36 protein-coding genes are annotated in these 26,663 nt (G+C 38.6%); all 36 read left to right on the forward strand.

All coding sequences use genetic code 11. The annotated features are described in order from the left end of the window. Nucleotides 1-2: 2 nt before the first annotated feature. The 36 genes from fusA to G509_RS0107015 all read left to right on the forward strand — a co-directional run bounded on the left by fusA (nt 3) and on the right by G509_RS0107015 (nt 26,553). Complete coding sequence (fusA, locus tag G509_RS0106845; RefSeq protein ID WP_026990837.1) at nt 3-2,126, forward strand: elongation factor G; 2,124 nt, start codon at nt 3-5, stop codon at nt 2,124-2,126. A gap of 11 nt (nt 2,127-2,137) precedes the next feature. After that, nucleotides 2,138-2,443 (forward strand): 30S ribosomal protein S10, encoded by a 306-nt coding sequence (rpsJ, locus tag G509_RS0106850; protein ID WP_020213633.1) that lies wholly within the window; start codon nt 2,138-2,140, stop codon nt 2,441-2,443. A gap of 251 nt (nt 2,444-2,694) precedes the next feature. Further along, nucleotides 2,695-3,309, forward strand: a complete 615-nt coding sequence (gene rplC / locus G509_RS0106855) for a 50S ribosomal protein L3 (RefSeq protein WP_026990838.1) — start codon at nt 2,695-2,697, stop codon at nt 3,307-3,309. After that, nucleotides 3,309-3,938: a 50S ribosomal protein L4 gene (gene rplD / locus G509_RS0106860; protein ID WP_026990839.1), complete on the forward strand. Its 630-nt coding sequence runs from the start codon at nt 3,309-3,311 to the stop codon at nt 3,936-3,938. The genes rplC and rplD overlap by 1 nt, the downstream gene beginning before the upstream one ends. A gap of 6 nt (nt 3,939-3,944) precedes the next feature. Beyond that, nucleotides 3,945-4,235 (forward strand): 50S ribosomal protein L23, encoded by a 291-nt coding sequence (gene rplW / locus G509_RS0106865; RefSeq protein WP_026990840.1) that lies wholly within the window; start codon nt 3,945-3,947, stop codon nt 4,233-4,235. A gap of 9 nt (nt 4,236-4,244) precedes the next feature. Next, nucleotides 4,245-5,069 (forward strand): 50S ribosomal protein L2, encoded by an 825-nt coding sequence (gene rplB / locus G509_RS0106870; protein WP_026990841.1) that lies wholly within the window; start codon nt 4,245-4,247, stop codon nt 5,067-5,069. Between the two features lie 10 nt (nt 5,070-5,079). Beyond that, nucleotides 5,080-5,358: a 30S ribosomal protein S19 gene (gene rpsS / locus G509_RS0106875; RefSeq protein WP_020213638.1), complete on the forward strand. Its 279-nt coding sequence runs from the start codon at nt 5,080-5,082 to the stop codon at nt 5,356-5,358. A 5-nt stretch (nt 5,359-5,363) separates the two neighbouring features. Then, nucleotides 5,364-5,780: a 50S ribosomal protein L22 gene (gene rplV, locus G509_RS0106880; RefSeq protein WP_026990842.1), complete on the forward strand. Its 417-nt coding sequence runs from the start codon at nt 5,364-5,366 to the stop codon at nt 5,778-5,780. Then, a complete protein-coding gene (rpsC, locus tag G509_RS0106885) occupies nt 5,781-6,554 on the forward strand; it encodes a 30S ribosomal protein S3 (RefSeq protein ID WP_026990843.1) in 774 nt (257 codons plus the stop codon). A 20-nt stretch (nt 6,555-6,574) separates the two neighbouring features. After that, the gene (rplP, locus tag G509_RS0106890; protein WP_026990844.1) at nt 6,575-6,994 is read left to right on the forward strand and encodes a 50S ribosomal protein L16; all 420 of its coding nucleotides are present in this window, start codon (nt 6,575-6,577) and stop codon (nt 6,992-6,994) included. A 12-nt stretch (nt 6,995-7,006) separates the two neighbouring features. Continuing rightward, the gene (gene rpmC, locus G509_RS0106895) at nt 7,007-7,195 is read left to right on the forward strand and encodes a 50S ribosomal protein L29 (protein ID WP_026990845.1); all 189 of its coding nucleotides are present in this window, start codon (nt 7,007-7,009) and stop codon (nt 7,193-7,195) included. Nucleotides 7,196-7,212: 17 nt separating this feature from the next. Next, the gene (gene rpsQ, locus G509_RS0106900) at nt 7,213-7,473 is read left to right on the forward strand and encodes a 30S ribosomal protein S17 (RefSeq protein ID WP_026990846.1); all 261 of its coding nucleotides are present in this window, start codon (nt 7,213-7,215) and stop codon (nt 7,471-7,473) included. Nucleotides 7,474-7,475: 2 nt separating this feature from the next. Then, the gene (gene rplN / locus G509_RS0106905; protein ID WP_007803649.1) at nt 7,476-7,844 is read left to right on the forward strand and encodes a 50S ribosomal protein L14; all 369 of its coding nucleotides are present in this window, start codon (nt 7,476-7,478) and stop codon (nt 7,842-7,844) included. An 11-nt stretch (nt 7,845-7,855) separates the two neighbouring features. Then, nucleotides 7,856-8,170 (forward strand): 50S ribosomal protein L24, encoded by a 315-nt coding sequence (rplX, locus tag G509_RS0106910; RefSeq protein ID WP_026990847.1) that lies wholly within the window; start codon nt 7,856-7,858, stop codon nt 8,168-8,170. A gap of 2 nt (nt 8,171-8,172) precedes the next feature. Beyond that, nucleotides 8,173-8,724, forward strand: a complete 552-nt coding sequence (gene rplE / locus G509_RS0106915; RefSeq protein ID WP_026990848.1) for a 50S ribosomal protein L5 — start codon at nt 8,173-8,175, stop codon at nt 8,722-8,724. Nucleotides 8,725-8,727: 3 nt separating this feature from the next. After that, complete coding sequence (rpsN, locus tag G509_RS0106920) at nt 8,728-8,997, forward strand: 30S ribosomal protein S14 (RefSeq protein ID WP_026990849.1); 270 nt, start codon at nt 8,728-8,730, stop codon at nt 8,995-8,997. A gap of 71 nt (nt 8,998-9,068) precedes the next feature. After that, on the forward strand, nt 9,069-9,467 hold the full coding sequence (gene rpsH, locus G509_RS0106925) for a 30S ribosomal protein S8 (protein ID WP_026990850.1): 399 nt from the start codon (nt 9,069-9,071) through the stop codon (nt 9,465-9,467). Between the two features lie 18 nt (nt 9,468-9,485). Continuing rightward, nucleotides 9,486-10,028, forward strand: a complete 543-nt coding sequence (gene rplF / locus G509_RS0106930; protein ID WP_026990851.1) for a 50S ribosomal protein L6 — start codon at nt 9,486-9,488, stop codon at nt 10,026-10,028. Between the two features lie 11 nt (nt 10,029-10,039). Then, entirely contained in the window at nt 10,040-10,390 is a 351-nt protein-coding gene (rplR, locus tag G509_RS0106935) for a 50S ribosomal protein L18 (protein ID WP_026990852.1), read from the forward strand. Nucleotides 10,391-10,398: 8 nt separating this feature from the next. Further along, on the forward strand, nt 10,399-10,923 hold the full coding sequence (gene rpsE, locus G509_RS0106940; protein ID WP_026990853.1) for a 30S ribosomal protein S5: 525 nt from the start codon (nt 10,399-10,401) through the stop codon (nt 10,921-10,923). Nucleotides 10,924-10,936: 13 nt separating this feature from the next. Further along, entirely contained in the window at nt 10,937-11,119 is a 183-nt protein-coding gene (gene rpmD / locus G509_RS0106945) for a 50S ribosomal protein L30 (protein ID WP_026990854.1), read from the forward strand. Between the two features lie 12 nt (nt 11,120-11,131). Then, complete coding sequence (gene rplO, locus G509_RS0106950) at nt 11,132-11,590, forward strand: 50S ribosomal protein L15 (RefSeq protein ID WP_026990855.1); 459 nt, start codon at nt 11,132-11,134, stop codon at nt 11,588-11,590. Between the two features lie 13 nt (nt 11,591-11,603). Then, nucleotides 11,604-12,947, forward strand: coding sequence for a preprotein translocase subunit SecY (gene secY, locus G509_RS0106955; RefSeq protein WP_026990856.1), 1,344 nt, complete (start codon nt 11,604-11,606; stop codon nt 12,945-12,947). 8 nt (nt 12,948-12,955) lie between these two features. Next, nucleotides 12,956-13,171, forward strand: coding sequence for a translation initiation factor IF-1 (gene infA, locus G509_RS0106960; RefSeq protein ID WP_026714631.1), 216 nt, complete (start codon nt 12,956-12,958; stop codon nt 13,169-13,171). Between the two features lie 12 nt (nt 13,172-13,183). Continuing rightward, nucleotides 13,184-13,300, forward strand: a complete 117-nt coding sequence (gene ykgO / locus G509_RS23085; protein WP_073370549.1) for a type B 50S ribosomal protein L36 — start codon at nt 13,184-13,186, stop codon at nt 13,298-13,300. A 2-nt stretch (nt 13,301-13,302) separates the two neighbouring features. After that, the gene (rpsM, locus tag G509_RS0106965) at nt 13,303-13,677 is read left to right on the forward strand and encodes a 30S ribosomal protein S13 (protein WP_026990857.1); all 375 of its coding nucleotides are present in this window, start codon (nt 13,303-13,305) and stop codon (nt 13,675-13,677) included. Between the two features lie 9 nt (nt 13,678-13,686). Beyond that, entirely contained in the window at nt 13,687-14,070 is a 384-nt protein-coding gene (gene rpsK / locus G509_RS0106970) for a 30S ribosomal protein S11 (protein WP_026990858.1), read from the forward strand. 85 nt (nt 14,071-14,155) lie between these two features. Further along, the gene (gene rpsD / locus G509_RS0106975; protein WP_026990859.1) at nt 14,156-14,761 is read left to right on the forward strand and encodes a 30S ribosomal protein S4; all 606 of its coding nucleotides are present in this window, start codon (nt 14,156-14,158) and stop codon (nt 14,759-14,761) included. A gap of 20 nt (nt 14,762-14,781) precedes the next feature. Beyond that, entirely contained in the window at nt 14,782-15,774 is a 993-nt protein-coding gene (locus G509_RS0106980; protein ID WP_026990860.1) for a DNA-directed RNA polymerase subunit alpha, read from the forward strand. Between the two features lie 39 nt (nt 15,775-15,813). Then, the gene (gene rplQ, locus G509_RS0106985; RefSeq protein ID WP_026990861.1) at nt 15,814-16,323 is read left to right on the forward strand and encodes a 50S ribosomal protein L17; all 510 of its coding nucleotides are present in this window, start codon (nt 15,814-15,816) and stop codon (nt 16,321-16,323) included. A 172-nt stretch (nt 16,324-16,495) separates the two neighbouring features. After that, on the forward strand, nt 16,496-17,611 hold the full coding sequence (gene carA / locus G509_RS0106990) for a glutamine-hydrolyzing carbamoyl-phosphate synthase small subunit (RefSeq protein ID WP_026990862.1): 1,116 nt from the start codon (nt 16,496-16,498) through the stop codon (nt 17,609-17,611). Between the two features lie 35 nt (nt 17,612-17,646). After that, the gene (eno, locus tag G509_RS0106995; protein WP_026990863.1) at nt 17,647-18,942 is read left to right on the forward strand and encodes a phosphopyruvate hydratase; all 1,296 of its coding nucleotides are present in this window, start codon (nt 17,647-17,649) and stop codon (nt 18,940-18,942) included. Between the two features lie 217 nt (nt 18,943-19,159). Beyond that, nucleotides 19,160-21,130, forward strand: a complete 1,971-nt coding sequence (locus G509_RS0107000; RefSeq protein ID WP_026990864.1) for a tetratricopeptide repeat protein — start codon at nt 19,160-19,162, stop codon at nt 21,128-21,130. Between the two features lies 1 nt (nt 21,131). Beyond that, the gene (locus G509_RS0107005; protein WP_026990865.1) at nt 21,132-21,893 is read left to right on the forward strand and encodes a LytR/AlgR family response regulator transcription factor; all 762 of its coding nucleotides are present in this window, start codon (nt 21,132-21,134) and stop codon (nt 21,891-21,893) included. A 98-nt stretch (nt 21,894-21,991) separates the two neighbouring features. Next, nucleotides 21,992-23,941: a T9SS type A sorting domain-containing protein gene (locus tag G509_RS0107010; protein WP_026990866.1), complete on the forward strand. Its 1,950-nt coding sequence runs from the start codon at nt 21,992-21,994 to the stop codon at nt 23,939-23,941. Nucleotides 23,942-24,099: 158 nt separating this feature from the next. Then, complete coding sequence (locus G509_RS0107015) at nt 24,100-26,553, forward strand: DUF7619 domain-containing protein (RefSeq protein ID WP_026990867.1); 2,454 nt, start codon at nt 24,100-24,102, stop codon at nt 26,551-26,553. Nucleotides 26,554-26,663: the final 110 nt, after the last annotated feature.

Below are 26,663 nucleotides of genomic sequence, written 5' to 3' on the forward strand. Positions count from 1 at the left end.
AAATGGCTAGAGATTTAAAATATACAAGAAATATAGGTATTGCTGCTCACATTGATGCTGGTAAAACAACAACAACAGAGCGTATCCTTTTTTACACTGGTAAATCACACAAAATTGGTGAGGTGCACGATGGTGCTGCAACAATGGACTGGATGGCACAGGAGCAGGAAAGGGGTATTACAATTACCTCTGCAGCTACTACATGTACTTGGAATTTCCCTACTAACCAGGGAGTTGCATTGCCTGAAACACTGCCTTACCACTTTAATATTATAGATACCCCGGGACACGTTGACTTTACTGTTGAGGTAAACCGTTCTCTTAGGGTTCTTGATGGTCTTGTTTTCCTTTTTAGTGCTGTTGATGGTGTTGAGCCTCAATCTGAAACTAACTGGAGGCTTGCTGATAACTACAGGGTGCCGCGTATGGGCTTTGTTAACAAAATGGACCGTCAGGGTTCAAACTTCCTTAATGTTTGCCAGCAGGTTAGAGATATGCTTAAATCTAACGCGGTAGCTATAACTTTACCAATTGGTGAAGAAGAAGATTTTAAAGGTGTTGTAGACTTAGTAAAAAATCAGGCTATTATATGGCATGATGCTACTTTGGGTGCTACTTTTGATATCGTGCCTATCCCGGAAGATATGGTAGATGAGGTTCGTGAGTACAGGGCTGCCCTTATTGAGGCTGTTGCTGATTACGATGAGTCTTTAATGGAGAAATTCTTCGAAGATGAAAACTCAATTACCGAAGACGAAATCAATAACGCTTTAAGAAAAGCTACTATTGATATGTCTATCATACCAATGATTTGTGGTTCATCATTTAAAAACAAAGGTGTTCAGTTTATGCTGGATGCGGTTTGTAAATACCTTCCATCTCCAATGGATAAAGAAGGTATTACAGGTACTAACCCTGATACTGATGAAGAAATACTTCGTAAGCCGGATGTAAAAGAGCCGTTTGCTGCTCTTGCATTTAAAATTGCTACAGACCCTTATGTTGGTCGTTTAGCATTCTTCCGTGCTTACTCTGGTCGTCTTGATGCTGGTTCTTATGTGTTAAACACACGTTCTGGTAACAAAGAAAGGATATCTCGTATTTACCAGATGCACGCTAACAAACAAAACCCAATCGAGTACATCGAGGCAGGTGATATTGGAGCGGCAGTTGGATTTAAAGATATCAAGACCGGAGATACTTTGTGTGAAGAAAAGCACCCAATAGTATTAGAAAGTATGGATTTCCCTGCACCGGTAATTGGTATTGCTATTGAGCCTAAAACAAAAGCTGACGTGGATAAAATGGGTATGGCTTTAGCAAAACTTGCTGAAGAAGATCCAACATTCGTTGTTAAGACTGATGAGGCTTCTGGCCAAACTATTATTTCTGGTATGGGTGAGCTTCACTTAGATATCCTTGTAGACCGTATGAGGAGAGAATTTAAAGTAGAAGTTAACCAGGGGGAACCTCAGGTAGAGTATAAAGAAGCGTTTACAAGATCGGCTCAACACAGAGAAGTTTACAAAAAACAATCTGGTGGTCGTGGTAAATTTGCCGATATCGTGTTTATTATTGAGCCTGCAGACGAAGGAGTTGTTGGTCTTCAGTTTATAAACAGTGTTAAAGGTGGTAACGTTCCTAAAGAATATATTCCATCTATCGAAAAAGGCTTTAAAGCTGCTATGAAACAAGGTCCTCTTGCAGGATACGAAGTAGATAGCTTAAAAGTTACTTTGTTAGACGGATCTTTCCACCCTGTGGATTCTGATGCGCTTTCTTTTGAATTAGCTGCAAAAATGGGTTACAAAGAGTCTGGCCGTGCTGCCGGTGCTGTTATCCTTGAGCCGATAATGAAAATGGAAGTTATCACTCCGGAAGAAAATATGGGTGATATAGTAGGTGACCTTAACCGTCGTCGTGGCCAGGTTAATGATATGGGCGACAGAGCTGGTGCTAAAACCATCAAGGCTTTTGTTCCGTTATCAGAGATGTTTGGTTATGTAACTACGCTTAGAACACTTTCATCGGGTAGGGCAACTTCTACAATGGAGTTTTCTCACTACTCAGAAACGCCTTCTAATATTTCAGAAGCAGTTATCAAAAAAGCAAAAGGAAACGCTTAATCTAAAAGAAAATGAGTCAAAAAATCAGAATAAAATTAAAATCGTACGATCATAGCCTGGTAGACAAATCTGCCGAGAAGATCGTTAAGACTGTAAAAAGTACAGGCGCTGTGGTAACTGGTCCTATTCCGTTACCTACCCACAAAAAGATTTTTACCGTACTGCGTTCTCCGCACGTAAACAAAAAATCAAGAGAGCAGTTTGAAGTTAGCTCATACAAAAGGCTACTTGATATTTATAGTTCTTCTTCTAAAACTATTGATGCCCTAATGAAATTAGAGCTTCCAAGTGGTGTAGAGGTTGAAATAAAAGTCTGAGTTATTTATTTAACTTGTAAAGATCTCCAAAGCATTTTTGCTTTGGAGATTTTTTTTATGCCTATAATAACGCTGTATTGGCACGGTAAAAGCGGTGGTTTTTTTATTTAGAATTAAATAATTTACGTTTCTTTAGATTTATTTCTTGTAACTGTTTGATAATCTAAATATAATAATTACTTTTGCACCCCTGTTTGGAGTATTCTAGTTATTTCAAATTGAAGGGAATTAATAATTAATAACAATAATTTATGTCTGGGTTAATTGGTAGAAAAATCGGCATGACCAGTATTTTCGATGAAAACGGAAAAAACATTCCGTGTACAGTAATCGAAGCTGGACCATGCGTTGTTACCCAAGTCAGAACCAAATCGGTTGACGGGTATGAAGCGTTACAACTTGGTTTCGATGACAAAGCAGAAAAACGTGCTACTAAAGCGGCTGCAGGCCACTTTAAAAAAGCAGGTACTGTAGCTAAGAAAAAAGTCGTTGAGTTCCAGTTTGAGAACGAGTACAAATTAGGTGATGTTATCGCTGTAGACGTATTTGCCGAAGGCGAATTCGTAGATGTTCAGGGTGTGTCTAAAGGTAAAGGTTTCCAGGGTGTTGTAAAACGCCACGGTTTTGGTGGTGTGGGTCAGGCTACTCACGGTCAGCACAACCGTTTAAGGGCGCCGGGTTCTGTTGGAGCATCATCATATCCTTCACGTGTATTCAAAGGGATGCGCATGGCAGGAAGAACAGGAGGAGACAATGTAACAGTACAAAACCTTAGAGTTTTAAAAGTAGTGGCTGATAAGAACCTGCTTGTAGTTAAAGGAGCAATTCCTGGACACAAAAACTCTTACGTAATCATTCAGAAGTAATGGAAGTAAAAGTATTAGATATCAACGGAAAAGAAACTGGCAGAACGGTAACCCTTTCTGATGCAGTATTCGCAATTGAGCCTAATAAACATGCTGTATACCTTGACGTTAAGCAATATTTGGCTAACCAAAGGCAAGGTACCCACAAAGCTAAAGAAAGAGCTGAGGTAACGGGAAGTACACGCAAGATTAAAAAGCAAAAAGGTACCGGTACAGCTCGTGCAGGTAGTATTAAGAACCCTTTGTTTAAAGGTGGAGGTACCATCTTCGGCCCAAGGCCAAGAAGCTACTCTTTCAAACTAAACAAAAATCTTAAGCGTTTAGCAAGAAAATCAGCCTTCGCTCTTAAAGCAAAAGAATCAAATTTAGTGGTAGTTGAAAACTTCGAATTCGAAGCTCCAAGCACTAAAAATTTCATTAACTTTTTGACAGCTTTAGGGTTAGAAAATAAAAAATCTCTAATTGTGTTGGGTGATACAAATAAAAATGTATATTTGTCCTCACGCAATTTAAAGACTACTAGCGTAGTAACTACTTCAGAATTAAGTACTTATGCAATTTTACATGCAAACAGTCTGGTTCTTTTAGAAGGTTCGTTAGAAGGAATTGAAGAAAATTTAAGCAAATAATAGGCCATGAGTATCATAATTAAACCTATCATTACCGAAAAAATAACCAAAGACGGCGAAGTTTTTAACCGTTTTGGCTTTATTGTTGACAAACGTGCTAACAAGATACAAGTAAAGAATGCTGTTGAGGCAGCTTACGGAGTATCTGTGGTTAATGTTAACACTATGAATTACAGGGCTGATAGATCGGTTAAATACACTAAGAGTGGTTTAATCACCGGAAAGACCAATGCTTACAAAAAAGCAGTCGTTCAGGTTAAAGAAGGAGAAACAATAGATTTTTACAATAATATCTAATAGAACAACATGTCAGTTAGAAAATTAAAACCTATTACCCCGGGTCAGCGTTTTAGAGTTGTTAATAGCTTTGACACTATTACAACTGATAAGCCGGAGCGTTCTTTGATCGCACCGAAAAAAAACTCAGGCGGTAGAAATAGTCAAGGAAAAATGACCATGCGTTATACAGGCGGTGGTCACAAACAAAAGTATCGTATAATCGATTTTAAAAGAACTAAAGCCGGAGTTCCTGCTGTGGTTAAAACTATCGAGTACGATCCAAACCGTTCAGCGTTTATCTCTCTTTTGTTTTATGCAGATGGTGAGAAAACGTATGTTATTGCACAAAACGGACTTCAGGTTGGTCAAACCGTAACTTCTGGTGTAGATGCTGCTCCAGAAATTGGTAACGCTATGCCTTTAAGTAAAATTCCTCTTGGAACTGTTATATCTTGCATCGAACTACGTCCGGGCCAGGGTGCTGTAATTGCGCGTAGTGCAGGTACATTTGCTCAACTTATGGCAAGGGATGGTAAATACGCTACAATTAAAATGCCTTCTGGAGAAACAAGATTGATCTTGTTAACTTGTAGTGCTACAATTGGAGCTGTATCTAACTCAGACCACCAATTAATCGTATCTGGTAAAGCAGGTAGGTCAAGGTGGTTAGGAAGAAGGCCAAGAACAAGACCAGTAGCGATGAACCCTGTCGATCACCCAATGGGTGGTGGTGAAGGTCGTTCTTCTGGTGGTCATCCACGTTCAAGAAAAGGTCTTCCGGCTAAAGGTTACAGAACTCGTTCTAAAGTTAACCCGAGTAATAAGTATATCGTAGAACGTAGAAAGAAATAATAAGTAAGATATGGCACGTTCATTAAAGAAAGGACCTTTCGTTCACTATAAATTAGAAAAGAAAGTTCAGGAAAATATCGAGAAAGGTAACAAAGGAGTTGTTAAGACATGGTCTAGAGCTTCGATGATTACTCCCGATTTTGTTGGGCAGACTATCGCAGTACACAACGGGCGCCAGTTCGTACCGGTGTATGTTACAGAGAACATGGTAGGTCATAAATTAGGAGAGTTTTCGCCAACGCGCTCTTTCAGAGGTCACGCTGGTGCTAAAAATAAAGGTAAAAAATAACAGCAATGGGAGTTCGTAAAAGAGAAACTGCAGATGCAAGAAAAGAGGCTAACAAGTCTATTGCCTTTGCTAAGCTAAATAACTGCCCTACTTCACCTCGAAAAATGCGCTTAGTTGCAGATTTAGTAAGGGGCCAGAAGGTAGAATTAGCTCTTAATATATTAAGGTTTAGTACAAAAGAGGCTTCTCGCAAGCTTGAAAAACTGTTACTTTCTGCTATCAACAACTGGCAGCAAAAAAACAGTGAGGAGAGCCTTGAAGATGCCAAACTGTTTGTAAAAGAAATAAGGGTAGATGGTGGAGCGATGCTAAAAAGGCTTAGGCCAGCACCTCAGGGCCGTGCCCACAGGATAAGAAAACGTTCTAACCACGTTACTATCGTGCTTGGAGCTATTAACAATAACACACAAAGCAATTCATAAATGGGACAGAAGACAAATCCAATAGGAAATCGCCTTGGTATCATCAGGGGTTGGGATTCTAACTGGTATGGTGGAAACGATTACGGCGATAAACTTGCCGAAGATCACAAAATCAGGAAATATATCCATGCCCGTTTATCTAAAGCTAGTGTTAGTAAAGTAATAATCGAGAGAACACTTAAACTTGTAACCGTTACTATTACTACTGCCCGTCCCGGTATCATTATCGGTAAAGGTGGTCAGGAAGTAGACAAGTTAAAAGAAGAGCTTAAGAAAATTACTGACAAAGAGGTTCAAATCAACATCTTTGAAATTAAAAGGCCAGAACTTGATGCTTACTTAGTAGGTACAAGCATTGCCCGCCAGATTGAAAGCCGTATTTCTTACAGAAGGGCTATTAAAATGGCTATTGCCGCTGCAATTCGTATGAACGCAGAAGGTATTAAGGTAATGATTTCAGGTCGTTTGAACGGTGCCGAAATGGCACGTTCTGAAATGTTCAAAGAAGGTAGAATTCCTCTATCAACTTTCAGAGCGGACATTGATTATGCATTAGCTGAGGCGCACACTACTTACGGTAGGATGGGTATCAAGGTATGGATAATGAAAGGTGAAGTTTATGGAAAAAGAGATCTTTCTCCGTTAGTAGGTATGGATAAAAAACAATCTAAATCTGCAGGATCTCAAGACCGTAATGACAGACCACAAGGCGGAAGGCCGGGTGGAAGGCCAAACGGTGATAAGCCTAACAACCAACAACGCAAAAGAAAGTAATTATTTTAAACTAAAGAAAAATGTTACAGCCTAAAAGAACAAAATACCGTAAGGTACAGAAAGGTAGAATGAAGGGCGTGTCTCAAAGAGGTCACGAACTTTCAAATGGTATGTTTGGTATAAAATCTTTAGATTCGTCTTTTATCACTTCCCGTCAAATTGAGGCTGCCCGTATCGCGGCAACCCGTTTTATGAAAAGGGAGGGTCAATTGTGGATTAAAATTTTCCCGGATAAACCTATCACCAAAAAACCTCTAGAGGTACGTATGGGTAAAGGTAAAGGTGCAGTTGAATTTTGGGCTGCCGTTGTTAAACCAGGACGAATTATGTTTGAAGTAGGAGGAGTTCCTTTATCTGTAGCAAAAGAGGCATTACGCCTTGCTGCACAAAAGCTTCCTGTTAAAACTAAGTTTATTGTTGCTAGAGATTTCGAAGCATAATTAAAATTTATTATGAAACAATCAGACATAAAAGATCTATCTGCAGCTGAGTTACAAGGTAAACTTGGTGAGTTACAGAAAACATATGCCGACCTAAAATCAGCCCATGCCATATCTCCAATAGAGAATCCTCTACAGATAAGAACCCTAAGAAGGTCTATCGCGAGAGTGGCCACTGAGCTAAGCAAAAAGTTACAATAATTGTAGTCTGCTGAAAGATGGAAGAAAAAAGAAATTTAAGAAAAGAGCGTATAGGTGTTGTTACTAGCAACAAAATGGAAAAATCCATAGTTGTTTCTGAAACAAGAAGAGTAAAACACCCATTATATGGTAAGTTCGTGTTAAAAACAAAGAAATATGTTGCACACGACGAAACAAATGACTGTAATATTGGTGATACAGTAAAGATCATGGAAACACGACCTTTAAGTAAAACAAAATGTTGGAGGTTAGTTGAAATCATTGAAAGAGCGAAGTAATTATGGTACAACAGGAATCGAGACTAAAAGTAGCAGATAACACGGGAGCTAAAGAAGTTTTAACTATCCGTGTATTAGGGGGAACGAAAAGACGTTATGCCTCTGTTGGAGATAAAATTGTGGTATCTATTAAAGATGCAACACCAAACGGAAACGTAAAAAAAGGTGCTGTGTCTACCGCAGTTGTTGTACGTACCAAAAAAGAAGTGAGAAGAGCCGACGGTTCATACATCAGATTTGACGATAACGCTTGCGTTTTGTTAAATGCTGCTGGTGAGATGAGGGGAACTCGTGTTTTTGGTCCTGTAGCAAGGGAACTTCGTGAAAAACAATTCATGAAAATTGTATCATTAGCACCAGAAGTGCTTTAATTGTTAAAAAGATGATAAAGCTAAAGATAAAATCAGGAGACACGGTAAGAGTAATGGCCGGAGACCATAAAGGTTCTGAAGGTAAAGTACTTCGTGTTCTTCGTGAAAAGAACAAAGCGATCGTAGAAGGCGTTAATATGGTGTCTAAACACACTAAACCAAGCGCTAAAAACCCTCAGGGTGGTATCGTTAAGAAAGAAGCTCCTATCCACATTTCTAACATTGCACTTGTAGACCTTAAATCTAAGGATACTACAAAAACAGGTGTTAGGAAAGAAGGAGATAAGAACGTGAGATTTTCAAAAAAATCTAATCAAGTATTATAGACATGGCTTATATACCAAGACTAAAAGAAGAATATAATAGCAGGGTTGTCTCTGCTCTTAAAGAGGAGTTTGGCTACAAAAACGTAATGCAGGTTCCAAAACTTGAAAAAATCGTTTTAAGCCGTGGCGTTGGTGCAGCTGTATCTGATAAGAAACTTATCGATTATGCAGTAGACGAGTTAACAAAGATTACTGGCCAAAAAGCGGTTTCTACTATATCTAAAAAAGACGTTGCGTCTTTCAAACTTAGAAAAGGTATGCCAATTGGTGCTAAAGTAACTCTACGTGGCGAAAGAATGTATGAATTCCTTGACAGGCTGGTAACTTCTTCACTTCCACGTGTAAGAGATTTTAGCGGAATTAAGGCTACAGGTTTTGACGGTAGAGGTAATTACAACCTTGGTGTAACTGAGCAAATCATTTTCCCTGAAATTGATATTGATAAAGTTAACAAAATATCAGGTATGGATATTACTTTTGTAACATCTGCACAAACCGATAAAGAAGCGAAGTCATTATTAGCAGAATTAGGATTACCTTTTAAAAAGAATTAAGTTATGGCTAAAGAATCAATGAAAGCCCGCGAGGTAAAAAGGCAGGCTATGGTAGAAAAATATGCTGAGAAAAGGAAAGCTTTATTAGAAGCTGGAGATTACGAAGGATTACAAAAACTACCTAAAAATGCTTCTCCGGTACGTTTACACAACCGTTGCAAACTTACAGGAAGACCAAGAGGGTACATGCGTCAATTCGGTATTTCACGTGTAACTTTCCGTGAAATGGCTAATAATGGATTGATACCAGGAGTTAAAAAAGCCAGCTGGTAAAATAAAGAATTATAAATTGGTTTCAGGTTCGGCCCTAACAGGCCGAAAACCGTGACCGCAAATTAATACAAATGTATACAGATCCTATTGCCGATTTTCTAACAAGGATTAGAAATGCTGTGAGAGCTAACCACAAAGTGGTTGAAATTCCTGCATCAAACCTTAAAAAAGAAATCACCAAGATTTTATTTGACCAGGGCTATATTTTAAGCTACAAATTTGATGACAACGCTGTACAAGGCAGCATCAAAATAGCTCTTAAGTATGATAAAGATACTAAAGAGAGTGTAATTAAAGATATCCAGAGAATTAGTAAACCGGGTTTACGTAAATATGCAGGTGCATCTAACCTACCTAGAATCCTTAACGGATTAGGTATTGCTATTGTTTCTACATCAAAAGGATTGATGACAGGAAAACAGGCAAAACAACAAAATGTTGGTGGTGAGGTAATTTGCTACGTATACTAATAACAAAGACTTAGTACTATGTCAAGAATAGGTAAAAATCCAGTAGCAATACCAGCCGGTGTAACTGTAGAGGTTAACGGTAACATTGTTACTGTAAAAGGTAAAAAAGGCCAACTAACTCAGGAGTTTTCAGATGTATCTGTAAAAATCGAGGATGGCCAGGTTTTAGTAGAAAGATTTTCTGATCATAAAGACGAAAGATCTAAACACGGTTTATACAGATCTCTTATCAATAACATGATAATTGGTGTATCTGAAGGATTTACAAAACAATTAGAACTTGTAGGTGTAGGTTACAGAGCGTCTAACCAGGGTCAAAAACTGGATATGGCACTTGGTTTCTCTCACAACATCGTTTTAGAAGTTGTATCTGAAGTTACTGTAGAAACAGTGTCTGAAAAAGGAAAGAACCCAATAATAAAATTAACATCGTTTGATAAACAACTTTTAGGGCAGGTAGCGGCAAAAATTAGAGGTTTCCGCAAGCCAGAGCCTTACAAAGGAAAAGGTGTTAAATTTGTAGGTGAGGTATTAAGGAGAAAAGCAGGTAAATCAGCTTAAAAATTAAGACTATGTCATTAAACAAATCTGAAAGAAGACAAAGAATTAAGTTCAGAATCAGAAAGATTGTAAGCGGAACTGCTGCTCAGCCAAGACTTTCTGTTTTCAGGAGCAATAAAGAGATCTATGCACAAATCATAGACGACGTAAACGGTGTAACTTTGGCCTCTGCTTCATCAAGAGAAGCAGGCATCACTAAAGGTACTAACATAGAAACTGCTTCGGCGGTAGGTAAACTTATCGCAGAAAAAGCTTTAAAAGCTGGTGTTGAGACTATTACTTTCGACAGAGGTGGATACCTTTACCACGGACGTGTTAAATCATTAGCTGAAGGCGCAAGAGAAGCCGGGCTTAAATTCTAAGAAAAATTATGTATCATAATTATAAAAACGTAGAACTTGTAAAACCAAGCGGTCTTGAACTTAAAGATCGTTTGGTAAGTGTAAATCGTGTTACTAAAGTTACAAAGGGTGGTAGAGCTTTTGGTTTTTCTGCTATTGTAGTTGTAGGCGATGAGAATGGTGTAGTGGGTCATGGTCTTGGTAAATCTAAAGATGTATCTGAAGCTATTGCTAAAGCAGTAGAAGATGCTAAGAAAAACCTTGTAAAGATCCCTCTTTCTGGACAGTCTGTTCCACATGAGCAAAAAGGTAAATTTGGTGGTGCACGTGTACTGCTAATGCCTGCTTCTCATGGTACTGGTGTAATTGCTGGTGGTGCTGTACGTTCGGTTCTTGAGTCTGTTGGTATACACGATGTATTATCAAAATCTCAGGGTTCATCTAACCCTCACAATGTTGTTAAAGCTACCTTTGATGCCCTTCTTCAAATGAGAAGTGCTTCTACTGTTGCAAAACAAAGAGGCGTTTCTTTAGAAAAAGTATTTAAAGGTTAATCCACAGGAAATCATGGGAAAAATTAAAGTAAAACAAGTAAAGAGTAAAATCAACTGCCCTCAAACGCAGAAGCTGACTCTAGAGTCTTTAGGCCTTCGCAAATTAGGTCAGGTTGTTGAGCACGATGCAACTCCTGCTATCCTTGGAATGGTAAACAAAGTTAAACACTTAGTTTCTGTAGAAGAAGCTAACTAACAATAACAGGAAATGGATTTAAGTAACTTACAACCGGCTGAAGGTTCAGTTCACAATAAAAACAAAAGATTAGGCAGGGGCGAAGGTTCTGGTAAAGGAGGCACAGCCTCTCGTGGCCACAAAGGAGCTAAATCGCGTTCTGGTTACTCTAAGAAAATAGGTTTTGAAGGTGGCCAGATGCCACTTCAAAGACGTGTTCCTAAGTTTGGTTTTAAAAATATCAACCGTAAAGAATACGAAGGAGTTAACCTAGATACACTTCAGGCTCTTGTAGATAATGGTATCGTTACTGATACTGTAGATTTTACAGTGTTTGTAGAGAATCGCCTAGCTACAAAAAATGAACAGGTTAAGATTTTAGGAAGAGGAGAGCTAAAGGCAAAACTAAAAGTAACTGCCCACAAATTTACTGCTACTGCTAAAGCTGCTATCGAGGCTGCTGGTGGAGAGGCTGTGAGTTTAAGTTTATAATCCCTATAGCCTTATGAAAAAATTTTTAGAAGCATTTGTCAATGTCTGGAAAATAGAAGAACTAAAAAATAGAATTTTAGTTACTTTAGGTTTATTGCTTGTGTACCGTTTTGGTGCACACGTTACCCTTCCTGGTATTGATGCTACAGGGCTAACAAATTTATCTAAACAAACCCAAGGTGGTATAGGCTGGCTTATCGATGTATTTACAGGTGGTGCGTTCTCGCAGGCATCTGTATTTGCATTGGGTATTATGCCCTACATTTCTGCCTCTATCGTAGTACAATTAATGGGTATTGCGGTGCCTTACCTGCAAAAATTGCAGAAAGAAGGAGAGAGCGGAAGAAAAAAGCTAAACCAAATAACACGTTGGTTAACTATTGCCATTACACTGGTACAAGGCCCCGGTTATATTTATAACCTTTACAGGACTTTGCCAAGTGAGGCGTTCCTATTACCGTCAGACTCATTCCCATTCTTGTTCTCATCTGTAGTAATTCTTACTACTGGTACCATATTTGCTATGTGGCTTGGTGAGAAAATTACAGATAAGGGTATTGGAAACGGTATATCATTACTAATCCTGGTAGGTATTATAGCAAGAATGCCACAGGCGTTTATACAGGAATTTACTTCTGTAGTAACAGAAAACAACGGAGGCCCGTTACAACTGCTTCTTGAAATTGTAGTTTGGTTATTTATTATTATTGCTTGTATCTTAATGATCATGGCGGTAAGAAAAATACCTGTGCAATATGCAAGGCGCACCGCTTCTGGCGACTTTGAGCAGGACATGTTTGGCGGCAACAGGCAGTGGATACCTTTAAAGCTTAATGCTTCGGGGGTTATGCCAATTATCTTTGCCCAGGCAATTATGTTTATACCTGCTGCATTAGCAGGGCTTTCTAAGTCTGATGCGGCCCAAACCATCACATCGAGTTTTCAAAATGTGTTTGGTTTAGCCTACAATGTAGTTTTTGCGTTATTAATTATAATTTTTACGTACTTTTACACCGCGATTACGGTGCCTACTAACAAAATGGCTGATGACCTTAAAAGAAGCGGCGGATTTATACCAGGCGTAAGGCCAGGTGTAGAGACCGGCGACTACCTGGACAGGATTATGTCGTTAATTACGTTCCCCGGTTCGTTATTCTTAGCGCTTATTGCCGTGTTCCCGGCAGTTGTGGTAAGCTTTGGGGTTCAGTCTCAGTGGGCTTTGTTTTATGGTGGTACATCACTGTTAATTATGGTCGGGGTTGCGATCGATACCATTCAGCAGATAAATTCTTATCTATTGAACAGGCATTATGACGGTTTGATGAAAAGTGGTAAGAATAGAAAAGCAGTAGCTTAACAATTTTTATGGCAAAACAATCAGCAATAGAACAAGACGGATCAATAATTGAGGCATTATCAAATGCCATGTTTCGTGTAGAATTAGAGAACGGGCATGTGGTAATTGCTCATATTTCAGGAAAAATGCGAATGCATTACATCAAGCTATTGCCTGGTGATAAAGTTAAACTGGAAATGAGCCCTTATGATTTGTCTAAAGCAAGAATTACTTATAGATACTAATAGCTATTAATAATGAAAGTAAGAGCATCAGTTAAAAAAAGAAGTGCCGAGTGCAAGATAGTGCGCAGGAAAGGCAGGTTATATGTTATTAACAAAAAGAATCCTAGATTTAAACAAAGACAAGGATAATTATGGCAAGAATTGCAGGGGTAGACATACCTAAAAACAAAAGAGGAGTTATTGCTTTAACCTATATTTTTGGTATTGGTAACAGCAGGGCTAAAGAGATTTTAGAAAAAGCTCAGGTTAGCGAAGATAAAAAAGTTCAGGAATGGAACGATGACGAGATCAGCGCCATTCGTGAAGCTGTTTCTTACTTCAAGATTGAAGGTGAACTTCGTTCAGAAGTATCTTTAAACATCAAACGTTTAATGGATATTGGCTGCTACAGGGGCATACGCCACAGAGCTGGACTTCCACTTAGGGGCCAACGCACCAAGAATAATTCAAGGACAAGAAAAGGTAAGAGAAAAACTGTTGCTAACAAGAAAAAAGCAACTAAATAATAAGTAGCAATGGCTAAAGCGAATACAAAAAAACGTAAAGTTATAGTAGAATCTACTGGCGAAGCTCACATTAGCGCAACCTTTAATAACATTATTATTTCTTTAACCAACAAGAAAGGTGAAGTTATTTCATGGTCTTCTGCAGGTAAAATGGGCTTTAGGGGTTCTAAAAAGAACACTCCTTACGCAGCCCAGATGGCAGCTGAAGATTGCAGCAAAGTAGCTATTGAAGCTGGTTTGAAGAAAGTAAAAGTTTACGTTAAAGGCCCGGGTAACGGCAGGGAATCTGCAATAAGGTCTTTACACAATGGAGGAATTGAAGTTACAGAGATTATCGATGTAACGCCTATGCCACACAATGGCTGTCGTCCTCCAAAAAGAAGAAGAGTATAATTAAATAGTATAACCACGAACGGGAGTACGGATTATCGGAGGATGAGACCTGAATTCATAATCCCCTGTTCATTAATTTTTAGAAATGGCAAGATATACTGGTCCACAAACTAAAATCGCCCGTAAATTCGGCGAGGCGATCTTCGGAGATGACAAATCTTTCGATAAAAGAAATTACCCACCTGGGCAACATGGTTTAGCCAAGAAAAGAGGTAAAAAATCTGAATATGCTGTTCAGTTAATGGAGAAGCAAAAAGCTAAGTACTCTTACGGTATTCTTGAAAAACAATTCAGGAACCTGTACGAAAAAGCTGCGGCCACTAAAGGTGTTACCGGCGAAGTACTTTTACAGCTTTGTGAAGCAAGATTAGACAACGTTGTGTTTAGGATGGGTATTGCGCCTTCTCGTAGGGCTGCAAGACAAGTCGTATCTCACAGGCATGTTACAGTAAATGGCGAGTTGGTTAACATTCCATCTTACCACCTTAAGCCCGGCGATAAAGTGGCTGTTCGTGAAAAATCGAAATCTATTGATGTTATAGAGCAATCTTTATCAAATTCTTCTCATGTATATGAGTGGATTACCTGGAATAACGATACTAAAGAAGGTACTTTTGTTAGCGTACCTGCAAGGATCCAGATACCGGAAAATATCAAAGAACAACTAATCGTTGAGTTGTATAACAAATAATAATTGACATTAGTCGAAATATGGCAATATTTAATTTTCAAAAGCCCGATAAAGTTATCATGATCGATTCTACGGATTTTCAGGGGAAATTTGAGTTCCGTCCCCTGGAGCCCGGTTATGGATTGACTGTTGGTAACGCACTTAGAAGAGTTTTGCTTTCTTCATTAGAAGGTTATGCAATTACTTCAGTTCGCATTGAAGGAGTAGACCATGAGTTCTCCACAATACCGGGGGTTGTTGAAGATGTTACAGAAATAATCCTGAACTTAAAACAAGTTCGTTTTAAACGCCAGATAGAGGATATCGACAACGAAAGTGTTTCTGTGTCCTTTACAGGAAAAGACCAGCTTACAGCCGGCGATTTCCAAAAGTTTATTTCAGGATTTCAGGTGTTAAACCCTGAGCTTGTTATCTTTAACATGGACAGCAAAATAAACATTAACCTTGAACTTACTATCGAGAAAGGTAGAGGTTATGTGCCTGCAGAGGAGAACAAGAAGCAAAACGCAGCTATAGGTACTATTTTTACAGATTCTATCTTTACCCCGGTAAAGAATGTAAAATATACAATAGAAAACTTCCGTGTGGAACAAAAAACAGACTATGAAAAGCTGGTTTTTGAAATCATGACAGATGGTTCTATTCATCCTAAAGAAGCGCTTACTGAGGCAGCAAAAACACTGATACACCACTTTATGCTGTTCTCTGATGAAAGAATAACACTTGAGGCCGATGAAATAGCACAAACAGAATCTTATGACGAAGAGTCGTTGCACATGAGGCAGCTTCTTAAAACCAAACTGGTAGACATGGATCTTTCTGTTAGAGCATTAAATTGTTTGAAAGCGGCTGAAGTTGATACATTAGGAGACCTGGTATCGTTTAATAAAAACGACTTAATGAAATTCCGTAATTTTGGTAAAAAATCATTGACTGAGCTTGATGAACTTGTTGCCTCTAAAAACTTACACTTTGGAATGGATTTAACGAAATACAAATTAGATAAAGAATAATCCGTACCGCAAAGGTTTAGGTTTAAATTACAATCAGCAATGAGACACGGAAAAAAAGTAAATCATTTAAGCAGGCAGTCAGGGCATAGGAAACTTATGCTTGCAAACATGGCCTGCTCTCTTATAGAGCACAAGCGTATTAATACGACTGTGGCTAAAGCTAAAGCGCTTAAACAATATATTGAGCCTTTAGTTACAAAATCTAAAGCAGATACTACCCACAACAGGCGTATTGTATTTGCTAACCTTCGCGACAAATATGCGGTTACAGAACTTTTTAGGGAAGTAGCAGCTAAAGTTGGCGATCGTCCGGGTGGATATACCCGTATAATTAAGCTTGGTAACCGTTTAGGTGACAACGCTGATATGGCTATGATCGAACTGGTAGATTTTAACGAACTGTACAACGCTACAACTAAAGAAGCTAAGAAAACTACGACACGTCGTAGCCGTACTGCAAAAAAAGCTGATGCTCCTGTAGCAGAAGCTCCAGCAGCTACCGAAGCTCCTGCTGTTGATACAGAAGAAAATAAAGAAGCTACTGAATAATCATGCAAAACTGATTTTTCAATACTAAAAAAAGGATAAACTGTATAGTTTGTCCTTTTTTTTTGCAATCCTTAATCGTTTTAGGCAAAGGTAAATGCAAAATTTGCCACAGGTTTTCCTATCACGATTTTTTAGAGTAAATTTGCACCCAGCACAACAACAAACTACATAAATGAAATATACTAACAGGAACAAGGCAATTCTTCTTTTGGCAGACGGTACTATTTTTTATGGCAAGTCCATAGGCATAGAAGGTACTGTTTTTGGCGAGGTTTGCTTTAACACAGGCATGACCGGCTACCAGGAAATTTTTACTGACCCATCTTATTTTGGGCAAATAATGGTGGCATCTAATGCCCATATTGGTAATTACGGTACTAATGAAGAGGAAGTAGAGGCTGATAAAATAATGATATCGGGCCTTGTTTGTAAAAACTTTAGCTTTAACCATTCGCGCGTTAACTCTAACGAGAGCTTAAAGCAATATTTTGAAGAACAAAACCTTGTAGCAATATCTGATGTTGATACCAGGGCGCTTGTAAGCTACATTCGGGATAATGGCGCAATGAATGCTGCCATTTGTACCGAAGAGTGTAATATTGATGAGCTTAAAGCTAAACTGGCGCAGGTGCCGGATATGAAAGGCCTTGAGCTATCATCTAAAGTATCGACTAAAGAACCGTATTACATAGGTAACCCGGAGGCTAAATATAAAATATCGGCACTGGATCTTGGTATTAAAAAGAACATTTTAAGAAATATGGCTAAGAGGGACTGCTACATTAAAGTATTTCCATACGATGCTACTTATGATGAGCTTAAAAGCTTTAACCCTGATGGATACTTTTTATCTAACGGCCCCGGCGACCCAGATCCGCTTTTAGTGGCACAGGAAACTGCCCGCCAGATATTAGATAAAAACGAGCCTGTTTTTGGTATTTGCCTTGGCCACCAGGTTTTAGCCCTGGCTAATGGTATACCAACCTACAAAATGTTTAACGGCCACAGGGGCATTAACCACCCGGTTAAAAACCTGCTTACCGGCGAGGGAGAAATTACCTCTCAAAACCATGGTTTTGCCGTAAACAGGGAGGCTTTAGAAAAGCATCCTGATTTTGAAATTACGCATGTGCATGTTAACGACGGTACTGTTGCCGGTATGCGAATGAAAAACAAAAACTGTTTTTCTGTACAATACCACCCGGAGGCAAGCCCGGGCCCGCACGATGCATCTTACCTTTTTGACCAGTTTATATCGAACATAGAAAACGGTAAACACAGCAATTAATTTAAGAAGATAAAAAAATAAACCAAAAAACAATTATGAGCATAATTATTAAAGTTCACGCCAGGCAAATACTGGATTCGCGCGGAAATCCTACAGTAGAAGTTGATGTTATTACAGAAAACGGTGTTCTTGGAAGGGCAGCAGTTCCTTCAGGAGCTTCTACAGGAGAGCACGAAGCAGTAGAGCTTCGTGATGGAGGTAAAGCTTACATGGGTAAAGGTGTTTTAAAAGCAGTTGAAAACGTAAATACTACACTTGCTGCCGAGATAGTGGGTATGTCGGTTTTCGAACAAAACCTTATCGATAAAACCATGATTGCCCTTGATGGTACAGAAAACAAATCTAACCTTGGTGCTAACGCTATTCTTGGTGTATCTCTTGCTGTGGCTAAGGCTGCTGCTAACGAGCTTGGTATGCCGCTTTACCGTTACGTAGGTGGTGTGTCTGGTAACACGCTTCCGGTACCAATGATGAATATTATTAACGGTGGTTCGCATTCTGATGCGCCTATCGCCTTCCAGGAGTTTATGATTTTCCCTGTAAAAGCTACAAGCTTTACCCACGCTATGCAAATAGGTACAGAGGTGTTTCATAACCTTAAAAAAGTATTGCATGACCGTGGCCTAAGTACAGCTGTGGGCGATGAAGGTGGTTTTGCACCTAACTTAGCCGGTGGTACAGAGGATGCTCTTGATACTATTAAACTTGCTGTAGAAAAAGCTGGTTACACTTTTGGCGGCGACGTTAAAATTGCTTTAGACTGTGCTGCTTCTGAGTTTTTTGTAGACGGTAAATACGACTACACTAAATTTGAAGGCGAAACCGGTAAAATAAGGACTTCTAAAGAACAGGCAGAATACCTTGCCGATCTTGCTGCTAAATACCCAATTATCTCTATTGAAGATGGTATGCAGGAAAATGACTGGGATGGCTGGAAATACCTTACTGAGCTTATTGGCGATAAAGTACAATTAGTTGGAGACGATTTATTTGTAACTAACGTAGAGCGTCTTGCTAAAGGTATCGACTTAAATATTGCTAACTCTATACTTATTAAAGTTAACCAGATTGGTACCCTTACAGAAACTATTTCGGCTGTAAACATGGCACATAATGCAGGTTATACATCTGTAATGTCTCACCGTTCGGGCGAAACCGAAGATAACACTATTGCAGATCTTGCTGTGGCACTTAACTGTGGCCAGATTAAAACCGGTTCTGCTTCTCGTAGCGACCGTATGGCAAAATACAACCAATTGCTTAGAATTGAGGAAGAATTAGGCGATACTGCTTATTTTCCTGGTGAAAAAGCATTTAAGGTTAAACAATAATCTGGATCTTTTTTAGATACCTAAGGGCTGCCGATTGGCAGCCTTTTTTTGTTATAAAGATTTTAGAAGTGTAGATGCGTGTTATGGAATTACCTGTAAAATAGGGTGGCGGTTATCAATTTGCTATCGAATTCTAAATAACAGGCTTCAAATTCTAAACAGCCCCTGATTTATCCAACTCTAAACAATACATTTGTTATTGATTAAGAAACTGCTTATGAAGCTTTTAAAATTGTTGCCGGTACTTTTACTTTTCGTCTGTTGGCCGGTATTATCGCAGGATAAGGTGTTGGATAGCCTAAATGCCAGGCTTAGTACCGGCATTAAAGGTGCCGAAAAGGTGGAGACCCTTATTGCTATTGCCAACATGTACGAAAGCGAACCTGATAAAATGCTGAAGTTTGCTAAAAAAGCCCTTGATGCTTCTGTAGATGCTAAACTGAATGATAAAAAAGCTGATTCCTGGCTTACTATTGGCAATGCTAATATTTTGCTGAGCCATTATACTAAAGCGCTTAAAAGTTTTAATAACTCTCAGGTGCTGTATGAAGATTTACTGAAGGCTTCGGGCAAAATGGCTACAGATGATATTAGAATAGGGCTGGCAAATGCTTACGGCTGTATTGGCATTGTTTGTTCTGAACAAAATAATTATGCCAAGGCGCTGGAGTATTACTTTAAGTCGTTAAAGCTTTATGAAGCCACTAACCAACAAGATGTTGCGGCTATTATATACAACAACATTGGCAATGTATACGAGGCGCAAAAAGATTATACAAAAGCCCTTGAATACTTTAATAAGGCACTGTGGATTCAGAAAAAACTGGACGATGGCTCTACTGCAACAACCATTACAAACATAGGTAAAACATATCTTGCAAAAAACGATGATGATAAGGCTTTAGAATCGTTTACCGAAGCAGAGTTACAATTTAAAGAGCACGAAAACAGCCGTGGCCTTGCAGAGCTTTACAATAACATCGGTAATTATTATAAAAAGAAAAATAATTATGCCGCTGCCGAAAAGAGTTATCAGCAGGCGCTAAGCATTTTTAACCAGACGGGAGAAAAGTATGGTGCATCGGCGTCATTGGGCTATTTAGGAACTATCTACGCGCTTCAGAATAAAGATAAAGAGGCTATTAAGTATTTAGAGCAATCATCGGCCTTAGCCGAAAAAATAGGGGTACCGGAGCAGGTAAAAGAGTCGGAAAAAGCCCTTAGCGATATTTACGAGCGTATGGGCAATACTAAAGCTGCCCTAAAGCATTACAAAAAGTACAGCGCCGCTAAAGAGACCACTGCCAATATAGATAATATTAAAAGTATGGTGCGCGAAGAACTTAACTACGAGTTTGAGCGTAAAGCATCTCTCCAACGTGTAGAGAACGAAAAAAAGCAGGTTTTGTTTGATGAACAGGCCAAGAGGCATACTCAGCAAATGATTTTTACGGGTCTATCGGCATTGTTGCTGTTTGGTATAGCTTTTTTGGTATACAGCAGGGTACAGTTAAAAAAAAGGCTGACTCTGCAAAGAGACCTGGCTGAGTATGAGCAAAAAGCACTGCACCTGCAAATGAATCCGCATTTTGTGTTTAATTGCCTGGGGTCTATCTCCAGCTTTATTGTACAAAATGGTACTGATTCTGCTATAAAATATCTTTCTAAATTCTCTAAGCTTATGAGGCTTACGCTGGAGTATTCTAAAGAATCGCTTATACCAATAGATAAAGAAATAGAAAGCCTGCAGAATTATCTTGAACTGGAGCAGCTGCGTTTTAACCGCATGTTTGAATTTAGTATTACAAAACACCCGGATATTGAAGATGATATGGCTATACCACCATTACTGCTTCAGCCATTTGTAGAAAATGCCATAATTCACGGCATTGTTCCTAAAAAAGAAAAAGGCAATATTTATGTAAATTTCGGCCTTGAAAATGATAAACTGGTTTGTACCGTTACTGATGATGGTATTGGTATAAACCGTTCCAGAAAATTAAAAGAAAACTCGGTTACGGTGCATAAATCTATGGCGCTGGAAATTACCAGGAAAAGGCTGGAGGTTATTCAGGCGGTAACATCAAGGCCGGCGCAAGTAGAAATAAAAGAAACAAAAAATACCGAAGGATTTCCGTCGGGAACCAGGATTATATTAAATTTACCGGTGCAATACGCTACAAACTAATATGATAACAGCATTACTAATAGACGACGACAGCAATCTGCGTAATGGTATGAAGGGGCTTTTAAGTATGTATGCCCCCAATATTAATATACTGGGCGAGGCAGATAGTGTTAAGGGTGGTATTACCGCCATTGCAGAGCACAGGCCTGATGTAGTTTTTTTAGACATTCAGCTGGGCGATGGTACCGGCTTTGATATTTTAGAGCAGCTGGCTCAAAAGCAGGGCAAACTTACATTTCATGTGGTGTTTATAACCGCGCATGAAGAGTATGCTGTAAAGGCCTTTAGGTTTAGCGCGCTCGATTATTTGCTTAAGCCTGTAGATCCGGAAGATTTGCGCAAGGTGGTAGATAAAATTACAAAAGTACTGGCTAATAACGATAGTTATGCGCATATAGATTTGCTGTTAGAGAACATTCGTAAGAAAGTAGATAAGTTTAAGCGTATAGCCCTGTCAACGTCAGATGGGATACACTTGTTTGAAGTAAGCGATATTATACGGCTGGAATCTCAGGATAATTACACTAAGTTTTATATTAAAGACAATAAACCGGTGCTTATTGCCAAAACATTAAAGGAGTACGAAGACTTACTATCAGAACAGGGTTTTGAGCGCATACACCAGTCGCACCTTATAAATTTGGCTTATTTAAAATCGTACATAAAAAAAGATGGAGGCTATGCTGTAATGGCCGATAATAGCCATTTGCCTATATCGCAAAGAAAAAGAGAGCGTTTGCAGGAGCTTTTAAAATCGCTTTAATGCGAATTCTAAGTCAACCCTGTCAAATTCTAAGTCATTTAACAATTTTATCAAATATTTAATTAGATTTGAACTTTTTAACCGAGGGAATACTGACTATGAAAACTACCATGTTTTGCTTCTTTTTACTTTTTACTGCATTAGCGGGAGCACAGGTTGTAACTATTCCTGACGCAAATTTTAAGGCAAAATTACTATCGGCTACAACATCTAACAATGTGGCAAGGGATGAGTACGGAAATTCTATTGTAATAGATGTTAACGGAGATAATAACATACAGCAAACCGAAGCACTTTTGGTGTACAAACTTAAAGTAGAAGAGGCTGCAATTTCGTCGTTAGAAGGGGTGCAGTTTTTTAATAGTTTGCGCGAACTTGAGTGTAACGAAAATAACCTTACGGTTTTAAATGTATCCGGGCTTGATTATTTAGAAGCAGTAGAATGTGCAGACAATCAGTTAACAGAACTGGATTTTTCTGAAAATCCTTCGCTTACAGAATTAATATGCAGCAATAATAACCTTACATATATTAACCTGAAAAATGGGGCACTGCACTCTGCTGCAACCACAGGTATTAATGAGTGGAATAACAATCCGCTTGCGTTTGTTTGTACAGACGAAGGCGAAGCAGCTATTGTAAACACTATTGCCGCTGCCAGCGGTTTAACAGATGTTAATACTAATGGGTATTGCAGCTTTACACCCGGTGGTGCCTATAACACCATAACAGGATCTGTAATTTTTGATGCCGATGCCGATGGCTGCGATACAACCGATGTCCCACAAAGGTTTATGAAAGTACATTCTACCGATGGTACGCAATCATGCATCACGTTTACCAGTGCAACGGGCAACTATAAATTTTATCCATACACGGGTACATATACAGTTACACCTGAGTTTGAAAATAATTACTTTACGGCAACACCTGCATCGGCCACAGCTGCATTTATGTTATTAGATAACTCTGTGCAAACCCATAACTTTTGTGTTACTGCCACACCCACAGCCTACAGCGATGTAGAAATAGTAATGGTACCGATAGTACACGCTGTGCCGGGCGAAATGGCCAGCTACAAAATGGTGTATAAAAATAAAGGTAACCAGGTAGTTTCGGGTGCGGTTAGCTGCACATGGAATACAGCACTTTTTAACAACGTTAACACTATACCTGCTGCGGATTACGCCGGTATCTCTTTGTACTCATGGAATTATACCAACCTTAAACCGTTTGAAAGCAGGGAGATAATAATTAACCTTAATGTAAATGGTTCGTCAAACAATCCGCCGGTTAATACGGGCGATGTTATAAGTTTTACGGCTATGGCTCCGGTAGGTACAGATGCCTTGCCGGCAGATAATAATTTTGTATTTAACCAAACGGTAGTGTCTGCTACAAACCCTAACAATATTACCTGTATAGAAGGCGAAACACAGGCAACATCAGATATTGGAGATTACCTGCATTATGTAATTAATTTTAAAAACACGGGTACGTCAACGGTTCAAAACATTGTAATTACCTATCCGGTAGACCAGGATGATTTTGATATTAACACGCTGGAACTACTTAATAGCTCATTACCGGTAACAGCAACTATAACAGGTAATAATGCCGAATTTGTTTTTCCAAATGCCAACCTTATGCAAGGCAAACATGGCAATCTTTTAATTAAGGTAAAAACCAAATCTACTATAACACAGGGTACCCATGTAGCGTCGAGGGCAAATATTTATTATGATTATCAGCAGCCTTTAGAAACTAACCTTGCTACCACCGTTTTTGGCGAGTTAAGCACCGGCAATTTTGAGGTTGATGCATCTGTAAAAGTATATCCTAATCCTGCAAAAGATACTGTTATTATTAGTGCTGATACAGCCATAACGTCTATAGAAATATATGATATTCAGGGCAGGTTGCTACAGACTGATATGCCTGATAATAATTCGACTACATTGAATATAGCTAATAGGGCAACCGGAATTTACTTTGTAAAAATTACTACCACAAATGGCAGTAAAATAGAGAAGATAATCAAGCAATAAGTTTTAATTTTTTATTTAAATAGTTTTAAGCCGCGCAATTGCGCGGCTTTTTTATTTGTTAAAAATGTAAGATTTTAATTAGGGGATTTTGTTTTTAGATTGTTTTATAATAGCAAGGCCTTTGCATTACTAATAAATAGCCAAATACTAATTAAAACATGAAAAAGAAATTACTTTACTTATTACTATTGGTTGCGGGGGCTGCACAGGCTCAGGATGTAACTATACCCGATACTAATTTTAAAAACAAATTGTTGCAGGCAGATATCGACAATTTTATTGCATTGGATGCCGTAGGGAACCGAATTAAGATAGATGTAAATAATGATGGTGAAATACAGCAAACCGAAGCGCTACTTGTATACAAATTAGATGTTGGCCTTTCTAATATAACATCTTTGGCAGGTTTAGAGAGCTTTGTAAATTTAAACTATTTAAACTTTAGGCACAACCAAGTAACATCATTGGTGCTAAACCTGCCTAATTTATTGCAGGTTAGTACAGAATCCAATCAGCTAATAAGTTTGGATGTTACCGGGTCGCCATTATTAGAATCTATTGTTTGCAGAAATAACCAGTTAGCATCATTAGATGTGTCTTTACTTTCAAATTTAAAAACGCTTTTTTGTAACAATAATCAGCTTATAACATTAAATGTTTCCGGTTTATCAAACTTAGAATATTTAGAATGCAGTAATAATCAGTTAACGGTATTGGATGTGGCTACGCTAACATCTCTGGAGAGTCTTTTTTTTAACTACAATCAAATAGCAACAGTTACTATTGGCCAGTTAACTAACTTAACAACCTTAGGCTATTCCGGCAATACACAAATGGTTAATTTCGATCTGTCTCCTTATATCAATTTAACCGTATTATATTGTAGAGATTTAGGTTTAAATTCGTTAGATCTAACAGGTTTTACTTCATTAACTGCTCTGTATTGCTCGGGTAATCCGTTAACATCTTTAATTACTAACGATTTAACCAGCCTTAGTTTTTTGGAGTGTAATAATACATTGCTAACAGAGCTTGACTTAAGCCATTCACCCGGTCTGTACTATTTACATGTAAAAAATAACAGCCTGCTTACCTTTATAAATTTACATAATAATGGTTTAATAGAGTACCCATTTGAATGCCAGTTTCAAAACAATCCTAATTTACAGCTTATGTGTGTAGATGAGGGCGAAGAAGAGGTTATGCTTTCTTATTTCGAATTTCACGAAGTTGTGCCACCTTACATAAGCACCAATTGCGCGGCAGAGACTAATGAGATTTATAATAGCATTGCAGGGCACTTAACCTTTGATGTTAATGGCAATGGTTGCGAAAGCTCCGATCCGGTTGCGCAATATACCAAGGTAAAAATTTCTGACGGTACTACAGAATTTATTAAGTATACCAATAACTATGGTGATTATTTAAAATATGTGGGTTCTGGAAATTTTACCATTACACCAGAGTATTTTAATGATGTGTATGTGGGATTGCCGGTATCGGGTACAGTAAATTTTGCCGATATGGATGGCAGTGCCTACCTTCAGGATTTTTGTATTGTGCCTAATGGCGTACAAAATGATGTAGAGGTTGTTATTGTAGAGCCAATACCGGCGGTGCCGGGTTTTGATGCTCAGTATGCCATAGTTTATAGAAATAACGGCAACCAGCTGGCCAGTGGTAGTTTAAGTTTTACGTATGATGATGCAGTGCTGGATTTTGTGTCGGCCTATCCGGCGGATGGTATACAAGCCAATGGCATGGTTATCTGGAGTTATAGTAATTTACAGCCTTTTGAGAGCAGGTATGCCTGGGTTACCCTAAATGTAAACAGTTCTACCGAGACTCCGGCTGTAAATATAGATGATGTGCTTAGTTTTAATGCCGTGGTTACAGCGCAGGATGATACACACCCGGATGATAATAGTTTTGATATAAACAGTGCTGTAGTGGGGGCTTTTGATCCTAATAACATTGCGTGTCTTGAAGGCGATACCGCTACACCCGATGCTATTGGCGAGTACCTGCATTATGCAGTAAATTTTGAAAATACCGGTAATGCCAACGCTAATTTTGTTGTAGTAACGCAGCAATTTAACCCGGATGAATTCGATGTTAATTCGTTACAGCTTATAAGCAGTACCCACAATGTTGCAACTTCTATAAATGGTAGCATATTGGAATTTAGGTTTGAGGCCATTAACCTGGCGCCTAATGCTATGGGTAATGTAGTGTTTAAAATAAAAACACAGAGCTCTTTACAAACGGGCGATAACGTAACAGGACAGGCAGCTATAGTGTTTGACTATAATTACGGGCTGTATACCAACCAGGCAGTTACAACATTTAAAGAGATGTTGGGTGTAAAAGACTTAAATAAATATAACAATGTTTGGATATATCCTAACCCAGCAACAAGTGCAGTAACTGTAGAAGCTAACGATGGTATCAAATCTATAGAGATGTACGATTTACAAGGCAGGCTGCTACAGGCCATAACCGCTACTGCCACCCGTACAAATATCGACATATCGTATAGGCCGGCAGGTGTATATTTGCTAAAAATAAGCACTGATAAAGGTGTAAAAATGGCCAAGGTTATTAAAAACTAAACTACCTTAGGGTTAACATCCTCAATTTTGAATAATTAATAAAAGTCAACATCCACAAGGTGTTGACTTTTATATTATATATACTTATTTAGCGATTATATTACATAATT

It is taken from the genome of Flavobacterium subsaxonicum WB 4.1-42 = DSM 21790 (assembly GCF_000422725.1).
In the GTDB taxonomy this organism is placed as follows: domain Bacteria; phylum Bacteroidota; class Bacteroidia; order Flavobacteriales; family Flavobacteriaceae; genus Flavobacterium; species Flavobacterium subsaxonicum.